Here is a 15,483-nt window from a genome sequence, read left to right as displayed (position 1 = left end):
CTGCGGGGGGGCCGCAGGCCGGTGCGGACGAAAAACCCTGAGATTCGAAAGGGACGCGCAGGGACCTCCGGCGGATCGGAACACCGGGGCTTCGCGGTAACCGCAACAGCGCTGTCCAATCCAGCTTAGTTCAGGGCTGCCCGTAGACTCGATCCGTGTCTATTTCCGAACTGAAACAAGTTGTTGGCGCCGCACTCGTGGACAGCCTTGCCGCTCCTACAAAAATGCTGGCCGCCCGGCGCACGGCGCCGGAGCAGTATGCCGGGATGTGGGAATTTCCCGGGGGAAAAGTGGAACCCGGTGAAACGTGTGAAGAAGGCCTGCACCGGGAGCTGCAGGAAGAACTCGGTATCCGGGTCCGGCTCGGTGCCGAGGTCCGCGGACCGGGGAAGCAGGGATGGCCGCTGAACGCAAAGGCGGCCATGCGGGTGTGGCTGGCCGAGGTTACCGAAGGCACTCCGGCTCCGCTGGAGGATCATGACGAGCTGCGGTGGGTACCGCTTGATGCGGAGGAGCTGAAGCTGCTGGCCTGGATCCCCGCCGATCTGCCCATTGTCGGAGCGATGCTGGAGACGGCCTGCCAGCCGTAGCAGGCACGATGTGAATCCGGCCGTAACGTGTGCGATGCGAATCCAGACGTACCTGGCACGCTCAGAACAGGGTTTGCACAGCGGGCTCCGAGAGTGCGGGCCCGGACAGGGCCGGCGCCGCCTGGGCTGTCCCGGTGATGCGGGTCGGCTGCTCCGGCCGGTTGGCGGCCGCACTCCGGGAGGGAAGGAACTCGGCCCTGGACGTGAAGCCGTGCTTTTTCTTGAAGTACTGCACACAGCCGGCAAGCCACTGGCGGTATTCCTTGGAGGCGTATGTTCCGCCGCCGTAAAGCCGGGCATATTTGCCGGACAGATGAGGGTAATCGCGGGCAATCCAGGCGAGGAACCATTCCCGGGCTCCGGGGCGCAGATGCAGCGCTCCGGCAGTGACCCCCGTGGCGCCGGCGGCCGACAGGGCACCGAACAGGGCGTCCAGCGACTCATCGCCGTCGGTCAGCCAGGGCAGGATCGGCATGGCCATGACGGAGCAGGGCAGCCCGGCTTCGCGCAGCCGGCTGATCAGCTCCAACCGGGCCTTGGGCGCCGGGGTGCCCGGTTCCACCCGATGCGCAAGATCCGGATCCAGCAGTGCCAGGGAGATGCCCATTCCAATCTCCGTGTCCCGGCCGGCGCTCTTGAGCAGGGGAATGTCCCGGGCCAGCAGGGTTCCTTTGGTCAGGATCGAAAACGGTGTTCCGGAGGATGCCAGCGCCTTGATGATGTCCGGCATCAGTTTGTACCGGCCCTCTGCCCGCTGATACGGATCGGTGTTGGTGCCCATCGCCACGTGCTCACGCTGCCACGACGGACGGGCCAGCTCCCGGCGCAGGACATCCGCCACGTTGGTCTTCACCACCAGCTGGCTGTCAAAGTCCAGCCCGCTGTCCAGATCCAGATACGTGTGGGTCTTCCGGGCAAAGCAGTACACGCAGGCATGGCTGCAGCCCCGGTAGGGATTAATGGTCCAGCCAAAGGGCATGCCGGAGGTTTTGCCCACCTTGTTCAGGGCGGATTTGGAGATGACTTCGTGGAAGGTGATGCCGGCAAACTCGGGGGTCTTGACGCTGCGCACCACGCCCTGCAGGGCCAGCAGGGCATCCTGCGAACCTGCGGCCTTGGGTTCCTGCGCTTCCCATCTCATGCCCACCATTAGAACACATGTACTAATACGCGGAAAGATGGAAGACGGATCAACGGGCCGTCATCGACAACCTCACGTCCGGTGCCGGCGTGGTGGGGTTCGGCGTTCCCGGGTCTGGTAGCCGCCGTCGTGCAATCCTGCCCATTGCTCAAAGACATTGCCCGACGCCGGATCCCACTTCCGCAGCACGGAGACTCCGGCGGCAGCAAAGTACAGCGGATAGAAGAGCAGTCCCAATGCCGCGTACTGGCTGGCGTGCCGGGCTTCGTGGCGCAGCAGCGGACTCTGCCCCGCTTTGCCTCGTCGGGGCCCATGGCGGTCCGGACGAAATGAACCGGCAACCCGGGAACGGTAGAGGATTACGTTGCCCACGGTGAAGGCGGCGGCTTTGGGTAACATCCAAGACCAGCCTTCCGCCAGCAACAGTCCGTCGGGTCCGGGGGAGAGGCGGCACTTCCCAATGCGGGCCAGGACCAGTCCGGCCGGCGTCGTCAGGTTCACCAGATTGGCGAAACGGCGAATCCGGACTGCGGGACTCAGGGGGAGAAGCGGGCGGGGATTCACGCTGCCAGTGTATGTCGGACCCATCCCGCCGGTCCCTTGACCGGCCGCATAAAGTGATCCTGTTGAGCCAGCTGCAGGAAGGCACCCATGGAGTTCACCAGCCCCCAGATCATCCTCTTCGTTTCCGACGTGGAGCGCGCCGCGCAGTTCTATGCCCTTTTCGGATTCGTCGAGACTTTCCGGCATCCCGAGATCAACCCGGCCAAGATCGAGACTTCCCTGGCCGGCTTCGAAGTCGGATTTGCGCTGCCGGGGCCGGCGGCTCAGGCACATGGGATAGATCCGGTTACCGAGGGTCACAGGGCCTGCCTCACCCTATGGACGGACGACGTCACCGCCGCGTACCGAGCCGCTCTCGACGCCGGAGCAAAGGACCACCGCGGACCACACCCATTCCGTGGCGGGGAACTGCTGGTGGCCTTCGTCGAGGACTTGGACGGGCACCCGATTCAGTTCGTGGAACCAGTGAAATAAACGGCGGGGCCGAACATCTGCCCCGCGCCCGGCGTCGCCCACCCTCTCGTGTCACATCCTGCCATCCCGTCATCCAGCCGCTTCTGCCCCGGTTCGCATGCCGCGTTGGTTAGACTGGAAGCTACGGGCATTTTCGCTTGCTTTTACATAAACCAACGCCCATCAAAACGTCCATCAACAGGGCCGGAAATAGGTAAGAACTGTACATGTCGAACTCCATACCGGGGACGCACTCCCCAGACACCGTCCCCGAACCGCCCAACCCGCTCGATGAGGCGGCCGTCGCTGCCGCCGTCGACTCCGCGCTCGCAGCCATTGCCGCTGCGGAAGATCTGGACGGCCTCAAAGACGTCCGCATCGCCGTCGCCGGTGACAAGTCGCCGCTGAGCCTGGCCAACCGGACCATCGGTTCCCTTCCCAAGGATCAGAAGTCTGCCGCCGGCAAGCTCGTGGGCCCCGCCCGCGGACGCATCAACGCCGCGCTCGCCGCCCGCACCGTGGAACTGGAAGCAGAGCGCGACGCACGGATCCTCGTTGAGGAGGCCGTGGACGTCACCGCCGCGCCGCGCCGCCGCCGCATGGGCGGCCGCCACCCGCTGTCCACGCTGCAGGACCGCGTCATCGACGTCTTCGTGGGCATGGGCTGGGAAATCGCCGAAGGCCCCGAAGTGGAATCCGAGTGGTTCAACTTCGACGCGCTGAACTTCAAGCCGGACCACCCGGCCCGCGAAATGCAGGACACCTTCTTCGTGGAGCCGCCCGAAGCCCACCTGGTGATGCGCACGCACACCTCGCCGGTGCAGGTGCGTTCCATGCTGGAACGCGAGCTGCCGATCTACGTGCTGTGCCCGGGCAAGGTATTCCGCACCGACGAGCTCGATGCCACCCACACTCCCGTGTTCCACCAGTTCGAGGGCCTGGCCATCGACAAGGGCCTGACCATGGCTGACCTCGTGGGCACGCTGGAGCACTTCACCCGCGTGCTGTTCGGCGAGGAAGCCAAGGTGCGCCTGCGCCCGAATTACTTCCCGTTCACCGAGCCCAGCGCCGAGCTGGACATCTGGCACCCGGGCGCCAAGGGCGGCCCGCGCTGGATTGAGTGGGGCGGCTGCGGCATGGTCAATCCGAACGTGCTGCGCGCGGCCGGCATTGATCCCGAGGTCTATTCAGGTTTTGCCTTCGGCATGGGTATTGAGCGCGCACTGATGTTCCGCAACGAAGTGGGGGACATGCGCGACATGATCGAGGGCGATGTACGTTTCAGCGAACACTTCGGGATGGAGATCTAAGTGAGAATCCCACTTTCCTGGCTGCGCGAGTATGCCCAGGTTCCGGCGGACGCAACCGCCGAAGACGTCATGGCGGAACTGGTCAAGGTAGGCCTGGAGGAAGAGGACGTCCACCGTCCCTCCGACGAGCTGTCCGGTCCGATTGTTGTGGGCCAGGTGCTCTCCATGGAGCCCGAGCCGCAGAAGAACGGCAAGACCATCAACTGGTGCTCCGTCCGCGTGGCGCCCGAGGGCGCCGGGCAGACGCTCACCGGCGACGGCATTGACCCCTCCGGCGTGCAGGGCATTGTCTGCGGCGCCCACAACTTCACGGTGGGCGACAAAGTGGTGGTCACCCTTCCCGGTGCCGTGCTGCCCGGAGACTTCCGCATCAGCCCGCGCAAGACCTACGGCCACGTGTCCGCCGGCATGATCGCCTCGGTGCGCGAACTGGGCATCGGCGATGACCACGACGGCATCCTGGTCCTGTCCCGTCTGGGACTGGACCCCGAAGTTGGCACCGACGCCATGGACCTGCTGGGCCTGCATGACGAAGCCGCCGAAATCAACGTCACCCCTGACCGCGGTTACGTGTTCTCCATCCGCGGCGCCGCCCGCGAGTACGCCCACGCCACCGGAACGAAGTTCACGGACCCGGCTGCCGCCGTCGTCGTGCCCCAAGCCGACGGCAACGGTTACGGTGTGCGTCTGGAAGACCAGGCTCCGATCTACGGCAAGGCCGGCTGTGACCGCTTTGTGGCCCGCACCGTCCGCGGCGTGGATCCCACCCGCCCGACTCCGCCGTGGATGGCCGCGCGCCTGCGCCTGGCCGGAATGCGCTCGATCTCGCTGATCGTGGACATTTCCAACTACGTCATGCTCGAACTTGGCCAGCCCCTGCACTTCTACGACTTGGACAAGCTTTCCGGGGACATCGTGGTGCGCCGGGCTGCCGCCGGGGAGACGCTGAAGACGCTGGACGAGAAGGTCCGCACCCTGGACCCCGAAGACCTGCTGATCACTGACGACTCAGGCGTTATTGGCATTGCCGGCGTCATGGGCGGTGCCGAGACGGAGGTTTCGGACGGTACCCGCAACGTCCTGATCGAAGCTGCGCACTTCGAGGAAGTCAGCATCGGCCGCTCGCGCCGCCGTCACCGCCTCCCCTCGGAAGCATCCAAGCGCTTCGAACGCGGAGTGGACTGGAACGTTGCCGACATCGCCGCGCAGCGGGCCGTGGACCTGCTGACCGAACTGGCCGGCGGAACCGCCGATGCCTCAGTGACCGACGTCGGGACCGCTCCGGAGACCAAGGACATTGACCTGCCCGCGGACTTCGCCTCCAAGCTGATCGGTTACGACTTCAGCGAGGAACAGATCACCGGAACGCTGACCGATCTGGGTGCCACAGTGGTGAAGACGGCCGCCGGCTACTCTGTGACCCCGCCGAGCTGGCGCCCCGACCTGGAGACGCGAGAGGACCTCACCGAGGAAATCATCCGTCTGGTGGGCTACGACAATATTCCGTCCACGCTGCCCACGGCTCCTCCCGGCCGCGGCCTCACCCGGATCCAGCAGCAGCGCCGCCGCCTGCAGCAGGCACTCGCCGCTGCCGGACTGACCGAGGTGCTGTCCTACCCGTTCGTCACGGAAGAGGACAACAACACCTTCGGAACGCCCGACGCCGGTGCCCCGCTGCGTGCGGTGAAGCTCGCGAATCCGCTGAGCGCCGAGTTCGGTTTCCTGCGCACCTCGGTGCTGCCGGGACTGTTTGAGGTGGCCAAGCGCAACCTCTCGCGCGGGTTCCGGGACCTGGCCCTGTTCGAGTCCGGTTCCGTGTTCCTGCCCGGCGAGCAGTTGGGAACGCCGTCCATTCCTCCGCTGGGTGTCCGCCCCTCGGAGGAAGTCCTGGACGCCTTGTATGAGGGAGTTCCGGATCAGCCGCTGCACATTGGCGTCCTTTTCACCGGCCACGAGTCGCAGCCCGGCGCGGGTTTCACCCCGCGTGCCTGGGACTGGGCCGACGCCGTGGACACTGCGCGACTGATGGGCGACGTGCTCGGCGTGGAACTGGTGGTGAGCCAGGGCGAGCACCAGGCCTTCCACCCCGGCCGCACCGCCAAGCTCTCCCTGCGCAGCGGCGAAACCGTGGGCTACGCCGGCGAGCTGCATCCGAAGCTGCTGGCGGCACGGGACATGCCGGCGCGCACCGTGGCTTTGGAGCTTGACGCCGATGCCCTGTTCGACGCCGCGCCCGAGGTTATCGTGGCCCGGAACATCTCTTCCTTCCCGGCCACCACGCAGGATGTGGCGCTGGTGGTGGAGGCCGGAATTCCCGCCGAAACCGTGCTGGAGACCCTGCGCGAAGGTGCCGGAGAGCTGCTGGAGGACATCTCGCTGTTCGATGTCTACTCCGGGAAGGGCATCGAGGAAGGGCACAAGTCCCTGGCCTTCGCCCTGCGCTTCCGTTCTCCTGACCGGACCCTGACAGCAGATGAGGCGTCCGAGTCCCGGGCTGCCGCCGTCGCGCTGGCTGCCGAACGCTTTGGTGCCGTGCAGCGGTAACTGGGTTCTGCCCGGGGGATCCATCCCCCGAAAGGGCTCCGCCGAAAGGGCTCCGCCGAAAGGGCTCCGCCGGATCACCTCCGCCGGATCACCTGAGGCGGGGCCCTTTTTTCTTCTGTGTTTCGTCTGCTTGGCTGCGGGGCGGTCAGGCAGAGCCCCTGGCAAGCCCCGGGCGCCTGAGCTACTTCCCGTACTTGGTATCGAACCGCTTCATGAAGGCCGCCATGGCGTCACGTTTCACAGCCGTTAAGGGGCGGAAGGTCGTGGTGCCGTTTGCCTCAGTCCAGCCAGTGGAAATGCCTGATGAAGCCAGCCAAGAGATTTCCCGGTAGAACGCGTTGCCCCTAGGCACATCCTGGAAGGCCGGTTTTGGGGGAGCTGTGTAGTCCGGGGACCCCGCAAACCTGTGCAGGAAGGCAGCCGTGGCGTCGCGGTTGACGGGCTGCAGCGGACGGTAGGTCCGGGTGCCGTCTGCCTCGAGCCAACCGGTGGAGACGCCTGCTTCAGCCATCCAGAGGATCTCGTCGTAGAACTGCGTGCCCGGCGGAACGTCAGTAAACACAGGCTGGACGGCATCCGCAGGGCAGGCCCACCGTTCCGCCGTGAGATCCAGCGGTTTGAGCATGGAAGAGAATCCCCGCCGCCGGGACTCAGCACAAAAGTCCAGCTCCCCTTGGTATTCGACGTGCAGCACGGCTTTGCCCGCATCGGTGAACGGAGTGTAGAGATCACACTCGTCATAGAGGATGCACTCCTCATTTACGGCGAAGTCGAAGCTGTCCACCAGCTCCGGGATCTGGTCGAGGTCGTTCTTCAGTGCCACCGACAGTCCGCGGTCATGGGCCAGCCCGGCAATTGCCCGGTTGTACGCCAGTTGGTCGTCCGCGGTGAGGCCGAACCCCGACTCGTTTTGGTACCCGTCCACATTGTCCGGTTCGACGGCGTCGAACCCCTTGTCCACGCAGGTGTCCATTCGTGCTGCCATGATCGGCAGAAGAAGGTCCGTGCGCCTGATGTCCAGCCACCGTTCGTCCGGCCAGCCGTCCAGCACCTCGCCCAGGACGGCGTCCGGGAACTCGGCAGCATCTGGTCGGAATTCCTCCCAGGAACCCACCGAGAGGTAACAGACCGTCCGACGGCCATCCTGCTTCAGCCTGTCGAGATCCGCTTGGGTAGTCGTTTCGTAGTCAACGTCGAAGATCTCCGCATCCACCTCGAAATCCAGGGCGCCGCTCAGCTGCCACTGCCAACTGGCACCAGGGGCAGGCACCCAGTACGGGACCGAACTGCCCGCCTGCTCCGGAGCAGCGTTGCCCCGGGTGTCCGCCCGGCCGGGGTCCGGAGCACACCCTGCCAGGGCCAAGGCGAAAGTCAGAAGCGCTGCGCCGGCTGCCGCCCGGCGGGTGTTCTTCATCGCTGAATCCGATCGCGCCCGGCCAGGAGGGAAGCGGAAACCCCGGCGGTACGGCCCGGCAGCGGGTAGAGCAGAGAGGGGTGCAGCTCATCCGGCATTGTGCCTCCCACTTGGTAGAGCCTTTGTCCTGTGACGATCCCGCTCACTGAGCCGGCATCGGAGCGGTTGCGGGATGAAGGTACCACGGCGGCGCTCGCCGGGCAGCCCCCCCTGCGTATGCCGCATTCCGGAAGGTCCGCTCACTGGCAGACCGCCTGTTGGTCGGAGGCCAGTCGGGAGGACACCGCGGTGGGCGTCCCCCGCCACGGGTTGGGCAGGGAACGGTCGGTGGCGAAAGCGTACCCCGCTCCGCGTTTTGCCGCTGCGGTGTAGACGGCGTCGACCTTTTCGGGGTCGCAGCTGTACACCAGATGCCACAGCCGCGACGGCGGCACGCGGCGCGCCCATTCGGGCTGCGCGAAGTTAGCGTAGTCCTTCGCCGTGCCCTCGAAGACGGCCGTGACGTCGAACAGAAACAGATGTTCCGGCGACGGAAAACGGCCGGGATTGGCCGCCAGGAAGGTGATCCCGGCCGCCCGGGCCGCAGCGGCGTATTGCGCACACCTTTCCAGGCTTTCCGGGACGGAGGGAAGCTCATCGAGCATGATTGCCTCAAGCCCGTATGTCCTTTGCCAGCTTTTAATGTCCCTGGCGACGTCCGCTACGGGCCGGTTTCCGTAATCGACCGGAACATATCCCAGCAGACGTGCGTGGGGGCGCAGTTCCGCCACCGCGGCAGGGTAGTACGCGTCGTCGTCGCGCCCCGGTCCGTTGTGGACATTGACGACGGCGAAGGCTAATTTGCGCCGCCGGGCCGCCAGCCAGGCCCATTCCTGCGGAGCTTCTGCCGGATGGACGTACCAGGGAATTGCGGGCCGTGCTTTTCTCATGCGTAGGTCCGCGGATCGGAAACGCGCATCAGCAGTACCCCGATGCCGGCGCACAGGAATGCCACGGCCACGAGCAGGCCGGGCAGGTTTCCCACGCCAATCCAGGTCCCCGCGGAGAGGCAGGCACCTCCGGCAAAAAGGACTCCGCCGCCCGGCAGTCCAAAGGCGGCAAGCGTTGTTGCCGTGGTGGCCAGGGAGCTGAAGGCCGCGGCGACCAGAACCGTGGTGGCGGTCCTGGTGTCGTCGACCAGGAAAACCACCACAATCATCGACACCGAAGCGGAGATGACAACTATTGCCGCCGATATTGCCATGGTGAGTGTTCGTGCGTTGCGGGCTGCGTTGCGCAGCAGCGGTGTCCGTTTGGAGGACCAAATGAGCCTCTGGCGCATAAGGACCAGGGCCGGGTCCGTGGAGGCGGCGGCGACGACGGTGGCTACCACGAGTGCGGTTCCCTCCCAGTCCGGCAGCCGGGTCAGAGACAGCGACAGCGCGGCAGCGAGGAAGGCGGCCTGGGCTGCCGGTGCGACAGCGGCGCCCCAGCCGCCGCGCCCGAGCAGGCGCCGCTCGCTGCTTGCCCGCAGGTGCTTCACCAGGGCCAGAATGACCGCTGCCAGTACGAGGACTGCCACAGCCAGAACGATGACGGTGGCAGCCCCGTGGCCGAGAACCAGCGCCAGGGCCACGATGGGAACAGCAACGGCCAGGATCCTCAGCAGATACCAGGAGCGGCCCAGGATGATGAGCATGGAGACAACGCAGGAGTACCCGACCCACGCCATCACAAGGCCCGCCAAACTCCCGTCACGGCCGGGAACAGCCAGCGAGATCAGCATGCAACAGGCCAAGACCAGCATGATGAGAATGGTTGCTCCGGTTCCGCGGGCAACTCCGCGGTGCACCTGCCCGTCACTGGCGTGTGACCAGACGATGCCCGACACCGACTGCCCGATAATCCAGGCACCGATTCCGGCAATCAGGACTTCCCGGGTATTGGCCGCCATGACCGTGGCGGTGAGGCCGCCCAGGATGGCGCCCAGAATAAGGACGATGCCGCGTCGGACGGCCTCCAGCAGCTCATCCCGGGATACCCAGGACTCCTGGTTGTCAGCGGCGTGGGTAACGGCACGCACCTGGACAAGGGAATGTGCGTAATCGAAGACATCCTTGGCTCCGTGGCGTTTCCGAGCGGTACGGTCGCTGACGCCTGACGCCTCCAGCCGGGCGGTGATCTCGTACACATCAACGGCATCGAAGCCGGCCTGGTCATTCTCGAATACGGCCACCGGCTCACCGGCTCCGGGCACTGCGGGGCTGTCCGCGCTCATGCGGACAGTCCCAGCTCAGCTGCGTCCACCCGGAACGACGACGACGGCGCCGCCAGGGGTGCCGGCGGCACCAGGACGGCAGCGCTTTGCATCGGTGCGAGGAGCCGGCCGCTGCGAGCTGCGGCATAGGCCTCCCGATACCGGGTCAGGCACCGCTCCAGCGTGAATTCGGCAAGTGCCCGCTGACGTGCGGCCGCACCCATGGAGGCCCTCAGCTGCCGATCGGACAGGAGCGAGACGCAGGCGTCCGCAAAAGCAACGTAGTCCCGGGCGGCCACCAGCATGCCGGTTTTCTGCTCCTCGTCCAGACACTCACCCACCCCTCCCACATCGGTGTTGATGGTGGCCCGGCCGCACATCATTGCTTCAATCAGGGTGAAGGGCAGTCCCTCCGAGACGCTGGACAGTGCTACTACGTGACCGGCCTCGATCGCAGGCCGGCTGCCTTTGCTGGGTCCTTCCCAGTGGACCGCATCAGCCACGCCAAGTGTGTGGGTCAAGGCAACCAGCAGCTCTTTATAGGATGCGTTTTCCGCCGGCGTCGGACCGAAGATGCGCAACTGGGCGTTCGGCACCCGGTTACGGACCAGGGAAAAAGCGGAGATCAGTGTTTCCAGGTCCTTGAGGGGATCGACGCGTCCCACGAAGCTGATGGTTGGTTTATCGGGTTCCGTGGTGACCGGCAGGAAAATCTGGGGATCGACGCCGTTGGGAATGGTGTGGATGCGCTCCGGAAGCGCACCGAGCCGGCGCTCCCACCGGGCGTTGAACTGGTTTACGGGAAGGACCATGTGCGCCTGCACATTGACCACCTGGCACAACCGCCGCAGGAACGCGGTCACCGCACGCCGTACAGGCCACGACAGATTGGCGCCGTAAAGCGCCAGATAGCGTTCGCGCAGGTATACCCCGTGCTCGGTCAGCAGGATGGGGGTTCCGTGGCGCCATGACTGTGCCAGCGCGAGCAGCGACGAGGGGCCGTTGCTGGAGGCATGGACCACGTCCACTTTTCCCAGCCGGTGATCGACTAGGGCAAGTGCGCGGTCCACGATGCCGGCAGCCATGACCGCATCTGCGACCGAGATGGGAGGCTCACCGGCACTGACCATGTGCCGTGTCCACGCAGCGATGATGGGGGCCACGGATCCACGGGTTGCAAGAGAGTGGGCCAATCCGACACGGTCGCTGATGCCTACCAGGTGCTGCAGTGCGCTCGCGGTCCGGCCCACGGGGTCATGCTGATCGGATCCGAGGGCGGCGTCCCACAGCCGGGTCAGTTCATACTGGGTGGATTCAATCCATCTCCGGCGCCGGAGGGTGGGACGAAGCGGAGAGGCGGAGGGTCCCCACACCGGAATCAGGCGGAGCGACCGGACGTTCGGCGGCACCTCCCACACAGGCTTGTCGGCTCCGCTGCCGGTCAACGCGACGATGTGGAAGTCGTGCTCCGGAATTCCGCTCAGGAGCTGGTTGCACCAGGTGCTTACGCCGCCGGTGACAACCGGGTAGGTCCCTTCAGTGATCAGCGATATTTGCATGCGGTTGCCCCTTCGGCTCGGCTGCGAAGCCGAGATGTCAGCGGGTTTCCCATTTCGGGCAGGACGGATATACAGAACATCTGAGGCTTTCGGACGAGATTGGCGACATCGGTTGCAACGGTCAATGCCGTCGGCAGATATCGATCACAGTAAATATGATGTCCGTGCCGTAATCACGAGTAACACCTACGTGCCTGCTACGTACGCACTCTCGAATAGGTGTTGAGGGAGGTTTGTGCTTCCCGGTTTTATCCGTCCCGGAACCGGGTGGCAGTACCCATCACGGCTACGGAACCAGCAGCACCTTGCCCGTGGTTTTCCGCCCTTCCAGGTCCTCCTGTGCGCGGGCAGCCTCGGCCAGCGGATAAGTGGCGCCGATCCGTACATCCAGGGTTCCCTCGCGGACCATCTCAAACAGGTCGTGTGCCCGCCACTGGCGTTCCTCCGGGGTCAGCAGGTAATCGCCCAGCGTGGGACGGGTGAGGAACAGGGATCCGCCGGAGTTCAGCCGCTGGATATCGAAGGGCGGAACCTGGCCGGACGCGCCGCCGAACAGGACCAGCATGCCGCGCTTGCGCAGGCTGGAGAGGGAACCGTCGAACGTTGCCTTGCCCACGCCGTCGTACACCACGTCCACGCCCTTGCCGTCCGTCAGCTGACGCACCTCCTCGGCAAAGGTGTCATAGCCGAGGGCATGGTCGGCACCCGCTGCGCGGGCCAGCTCCCGCTTCTCATCAGTGGAGGCCGTGGTGATGACCCTGGCGCCTTTGGCCTTCAGCAGCTGGATCAGCAGCAGGCCGACGCCGCCGGCTCCCGCGTGGGTCAGGACAGTCTGGCCCTCCTCAACGGGGAAGGTTGAGTTGCACAGATAATGGGCGGTCATGCCCTGCATGGGCAGGGCCGCGCCCACCTCGTCGCTGACGCCGTCGGGAAGCGGCAGGGCCTTGTCCGCCTCCACGATCATGTACTCCGAGTAGGTGCCGCCGCCCTCGGCGGTGGCAACCCTGGCACCCTCGCGGAAGGCTGCCACGTCGCGGCCGGCGCTGACCACGGTTCCGGCGGCTTCCACGCCGGGGATGAAGGGATACTCCATGGGATAGACGCCGCTGCGCTTATAGGTGTCGATGAAGTTCACACCGGCGGCAGCCACGCGCACCAGCAGTTCCTTGGGGCCGGGCTCGGGAAGGTCCACGTCTTCAAAGCGCAGGATTTCCGGCCCGCCGGGTGCGGGGACCACAATAGCTTTATGCATGGAATGTCTCTTCCGTCACGGCGTTCGTTTAGCTGCCATGGTAGGGCAGCGGCGACCATCCGCACAGCTCCGGGCATGAACCCCGCCGGTGGGGCAGGATGGCCCGCCTCCGTCATCAATGCATAAATATGAACATCCCTGTATAAATCTGCTGTAGGGTGAAGCTATGACGATTTCAGTTGCTGTCTCAGGAGCCTCCGGTTATGCCGGCGGCGAGGTGCTGCGCCTGCTGGCCGGACACCCCTCCGTCTCCATCGGCGCGATCACCGCGCACAGCAACGCCGGTTCCCGGCTGGGGGAGCTGCAGCCGCATCTGCATGCGCTCGCGGACCGGGTCCTGGAGGACACCACAGTGGAGAACCTGGCCGGACACGACGTCGTCTTCCTGGCACTGCCGCACGGCGCCAGCGCTGCCATTGCAGCTCAGCTGGACCCGTCCGTCCTGGTGATCGACGCCGGAGCCGACCACCGGCTCGAGGATCCGCTGGCCTGGGAAAAGTTCTACGGTTCACCGCATGCCGGGTCCTGGCCCTACGGGCTGCCGGAACTGCCGGGCCACCGTGACCGGCTCAAGGGCGCCACCCGGATTGCGGTGCCCGGCTGCTATCCCACGTCCTCACTGCTGGCGCTGGCTCCGGGGTTCTCGGCCGGGCTGCTGGAGCCCGACGACGTGGTCATCGTTGCTGCCTCCGGAACCTCCGGTGCGGGCAAGGCCGCGAAACCGCACCTTCTGGGGTCCGAGGTCATGGGCGGAATGAGCCCCTACGGAGTGGGCGGCGGACACCGCCACACGCCGGAAATCGAACAGGGTCTCTCCGCTGCGGCAGGCGAATCCGTGACTGTGTCCTTCACGCCCACCCTGGCTCCCATGGCACGCGGCATCCTCACCACGGCGACCGCGAAGGTGCGCCCCGGCGTGACCGCCGAACAGCTGCGTGCCGCCTGGCAGGAAGCGTACGGCGATGAACACTTTGTCCGCCTGCTTCCCGAGGGCCAGTGGCCGGCCACCAAAATGGTGGTGGGTTCCAACTACGCCGCCCTGCAGCTGGCCTACGACGCCCGCGCCAACCGCGTCATTGTCACCTGCGTGATCGACAACCTGAACAAAGGCACCGCCGGCGGCGCGGTGCAGTCCATGAACATTGCCCTTGGCCTGGAAGAAACCGCCGGCCTCATGACGCAGGGAGTTGCCCCGTAATGAGCACCACCGAAGACAGCATCGATACAGCGCACGGCAGCTCCGAAGCCGGTGCCGCCACCTTAGCCACAGGCGTCACCGCTCCGGCAGGATTCCGTGCCGCCGGCATCACCGCGGGGCTGAAGCTCTCTGGTGGCCGGGACATGGCACTGGTGGTCAACGAGGGCCCCGCCAAGGCAGCCGCCGCCGTGTTCACCCGCAACCGGGTTGCCGCCGCGCCGATCCACTGGTCCCGGCAGGTCGTTTCCGACGGCCGGGCCGACGCCGTCATCCTCAATTCTGGCGGCGCCAACGCCTGCACCGGACCGCAGGGCTTCCAGAACACGCACGCCACGGCCGAGAAGACGGCCGAGGTTCTGGGCATCTCAGCCGCCGACGTGGTGGTCTGCTCCACCGGACTCATCGGCGAGCAGCTGCCCATGGAGAAGATCCTGCCCGGTGTCGAGGCCGCAGCGCAGGCACTCGCGGCCGACGGCGGTGCTGCCGCCGCCGAAGCCATCATGACCACCGACACCGTTTCCAAGCAGGCAGTGTTCTCCGGCAGCGGCTACACCATCGGCGGCATGGCCAAGGGCGCCGGCATGCTGGCTCCAGGGCTTGCGACCATGCTCGTGGTGCTGACCACCGACGCGAAGCTCCCCGCAGCCGACCTGGACGCGGCGCTGCGGACGGCAACCGCCATCACGTTTGACCGCACCGACTCCGACGGCTGCATGTCCACCAATGACACCGTGCTGCTGATGTCCTCCGGTGCTTCCGGGACCGAACCGGATGCCTCCGAGTTCGCCGCCGGCCTCACCGATGTATGCCACTGCCTGGCCCAGCAGCTGATCACGGACGCCGAAGGTGCCAGCCACGACATCGCCGTGACCACAATCAACGCCGCCACCGTGGCCGACGCCGAAACCGCCTCCCGCGCCGTCACCCGCTCCAACCTCTTTAAGACCGCAATCTTCGGCAACGATCCGAACTGGGGGCGGGTCCTCTCCGCCGTCGGCACCACCGACGCGGCGTTTGAACCCGACCGGATCAATGTCACCATCAACGGAGTGCAGGTGTGCCGAAACGGCGGCATCGGCGATTCACGCGATCTGGTGGATCTGACGGGACGCAAGGTCACCGTGGAAATAGACCTGAACGCCGGCACGGAAAGCGCCACCATCTGGACCAATGACCTGACCACGGACTACGTCCACGAAAACTCGGCCTACAGCAGCTAATC

The 15,483-nt window shown here is 65.8% G+C and carries 13 protein-coding genes; 6 read left to right on the top strand and 7 right to left on the bottom strand.

Going from position 1 to position 15,483, the window contains the following annotated elements; translation table 11 throughout:
• Window positions 1-161: 161 nt before the first annotated feature.
• Entirely contained in the window at window positions 162-590 is a 429-nt protein-coding gene (locus tag AC4D2Q_RS06485) for a (deoxy)nucleoside triphosphate pyrophosphohydrolase (protein WP_490946208.1), read from the top strand.
• 61 nt (window positions 591-651) lie between these two features.
• Here AC4D2Q_RS06485 and AC4D2Q_RS06480 read toward each other — a convergent pair whose 3' ends face one another.
• On the bottom strand, window positions 652-1,731 hold the full coding sequence (locus tag AC4D2Q_RS06480) for an Rv2578c family radical SAM protein (RefSeq protein WP_490945736.1): 1,080 nt from the start codon (window positions 1,729-1,731) through the stop codon (window positions 652-654).
• 72 nt (window positions 1,732-1,803) lie between these two features.
• Window positions 1,804-2,295, bottom strand: coding sequence for a hypothetical protein (locus AC4D2Q_RS06475; protein ID WP_490945735.1), 492 nt, complete (start codon window positions 2,293-2,295; stop codon window positions 1,804-1,806).
• An 87-nt stretch (window positions 2,296-2,382) separates the two neighbouring features.
• Between AC4D2Q_RS06475 and AC4D2Q_RS06470 the strand changes: the two genes are divergently transcribed.
• The 3 genes from AC4D2Q_RS06470 (at window position 2,383) to pheT (ending at window position 6,602) form a co-directional block, all read left to right on the top strand.
• Entirely contained in the window at window positions 2,383-2,769 is a 387-nt protein-coding gene (locus AC4D2Q_RS06470; protein ID WP_490945734.1) for a VOC family protein, read from the top strand.
• A 206-nt stretch (window positions 2,770-2,975) separates the two neighbouring features.
• Window positions 2,976-4,058 (top strand): phenylalanine--tRNA ligase subunit alpha, encoded by a 1,083-nt coding sequence (gene pheS / locus AC4D2Q_RS06465; RefSeq protein WP_490927402.1) that lies wholly within the window; start codon window positions 2,976-2,978, stop codon window positions 4,056-4,058.
• Window positions 4,059-6,602: a phenylalanine--tRNA ligase subunit beta gene (pheT, locus tag AC4D2Q_RS06460; RefSeq protein WP_490945733.1), complete on the top strand. Its 2,544-nt coding sequence runs from the start codon at window positions 4,059-4,061 to the stop codon at window positions 6,600-6,602. It begins immediately after the preceding gene.
• A gap of 181 nt (window positions 6,603-6,783) precedes the next feature.
• Here the strand turns inward: pheT and AC4D2Q_RS06455 are convergent, their stop codons facing one another.
• The 5 genes from AC4D2Q_RS06455 to AC4D2Q_RS06435 all read right to left on the bottom strand — a co-directional run bounded on the left by AC4D2Q_RS06455 (window position 6,784) and on the right by AC4D2Q_RS06435 (window position 13,063).
• Window positions 6,784-8,016, bottom strand: a complete 1,233-nt coding sequence (locus tag AC4D2Q_RS06455) for an endo alpha-1,4 polygalactosaminidase (RefSeq protein ID WP_490945732.1) — start codon at window positions 8,014-8,016, stop codon at window positions 6,784-6,786.
• A gap of 239 nt (window positions 8,017-8,255) precedes the next feature.
• Window positions 8,256-8,945 (bottom strand): spherulation-specific family 4 protein, encoded by a 690-nt coding sequence (locus AC4D2Q_RS06450; RefSeq protein WP_490945731.1) that lies wholly within the window; start codon window positions 8,943-8,945, stop codon window positions 8,256-8,258.
• On the bottom strand, window positions 8,942-10,273 hold the full coding sequence (locus tag AC4D2Q_RS06445) for a hypothetical protein (protein ID WP_490945730.1): 1,332 nt from the start codon (window positions 10,271-10,273) through the stop codon (window positions 8,942-8,944). Before AC4D2Q_RS06445 ends, AC4D2Q_RS06450 begins: the two co-directional genes overlap by 4 nt.
• A complete protein-coding gene (gene pelF, locus AC4D2Q_RS06440) occupies window positions 10,270-11,811 on the bottom strand; it encodes a GT4 family glycosyltransferase PelF (protein ID WP_490945729.1) in 1,542 nt (513 codons plus the stop codon). The genes AC4D2Q_RS06445 and pelF overlap by 4 nt, the downstream gene beginning before the upstream one ends.
• A 286-nt stretch (window positions 11,812-12,097) precedes the next feature.
• Entirely contained in the window at window positions 12,098-13,063 is a 966-nt protein-coding gene (locus AC4D2Q_RS06435) for a quinone oxidoreductase family protein (protein ID WP_490927408.1), read from the bottom strand.
• Window positions 13,064-13,229: 166 nt separating this feature from the next.
• On the opposite strand from AC4D2Q_RS06435, the gene argC reads away from it, so the two are divergent.
• Window positions 13,230-14,261 (top strand): N-acetyl-gamma-glutamyl-phosphate reductase, encoded by a 1,032-nt coding sequence (argC, locus tag AC4D2Q_RS06430; protein ID WP_490945728.1) that lies wholly within the window; start codon window positions 13,230-13,232, stop codon window positions 14,259-14,261.
• Entirely contained in the window at window positions 14,261-15,481 is a 1,221-nt protein-coding gene (gene argJ, locus AC4D2Q_RS06425; protein WP_490945727.1) for a bifunctional glutamate N-acetyltransferase/amino-acid acetyltransferase ArgJ, read from the top strand. The genes argC and argJ overlap by 1 nt, the downstream gene beginning before the upstream one ends.
• Window positions 15,482-15,483 lie beyond the last annotated feature (2 nt).

It is taken from the genome of Arthrobacter sp. TJ-178, assembly GCF_058269275.1.
This window is presented reverse-complemented; position numbering and strand designations above follow the sequence as displayed.

Coding starts and splice junctions, on each gene's coding strand:
- AC4D2Q_RS06450 (WP_490945731.1), bottom strand. CDS start 8,945: ATGAGAAAAGCACGGCCCGCAATTCCCTGGTACGTCCATCCGGCAGAA.
- argJ (WP_490945727.1), top strand. CDS start 14,261: ATGAGCACCACCGAAGACAGCATCGATACAGCGCACGGCAGCTCCGAA.
- AC4D2Q_RS06455 (WP_490945732.1), bottom strand. CDS start 8,016: ATGAAGAACACCCGCCGGGCGGCAGCCGGCGCAGCGCTTCTGACTTTC.
- argC (WP_490945728.1), top strand. CDS start 13,230: ATGACGATTTCAGTTGCTGTCTCAGGAGCCTCCGGTTATGCCGGCGGC.
- AC4D2Q_RS06470 (WP_490945734.1), top strand. CDS start 2,383: ATGGAGTTCACCAGCCCCCAGATCATCCTCTTCGTTTCCGACGTGGAG.
- AC4D2Q_RS06445 (WP_490945730.1), bottom strand. CDS start 10,273: ATGAGCGCGGACAGCCCCGCAGTGCCCGGAGCCGGTGAGCCGGTGGCC.
- pelF (WP_490945729.1), bottom strand. CDS start 11,811: ATGCAAATATCGCTGATCACTGAAGGGACCTACCCGGTTGTCACCGGC.
- AC4D2Q_RS06435 (WP_490927408.1), bottom strand. CDS start 13,063: ATGCATAAAGCTATTGTGGTCCCCGCACCCGGCGGGCCGGAAATCCTG.
- pheS (WP_490927402.1), top strand. CDS start 2,976: ATGTCGAACTCCATACCGGGGACGCACTCCCCAGACACCGTCCCCGAA.
- AC4D2Q_RS06480 (WP_490945736.1), bottom strand. CDS start 1,731: ATGAGATGGGAAGCGCAGGAACCCAAGGCCGCAGGTTCGCAGGATGCC.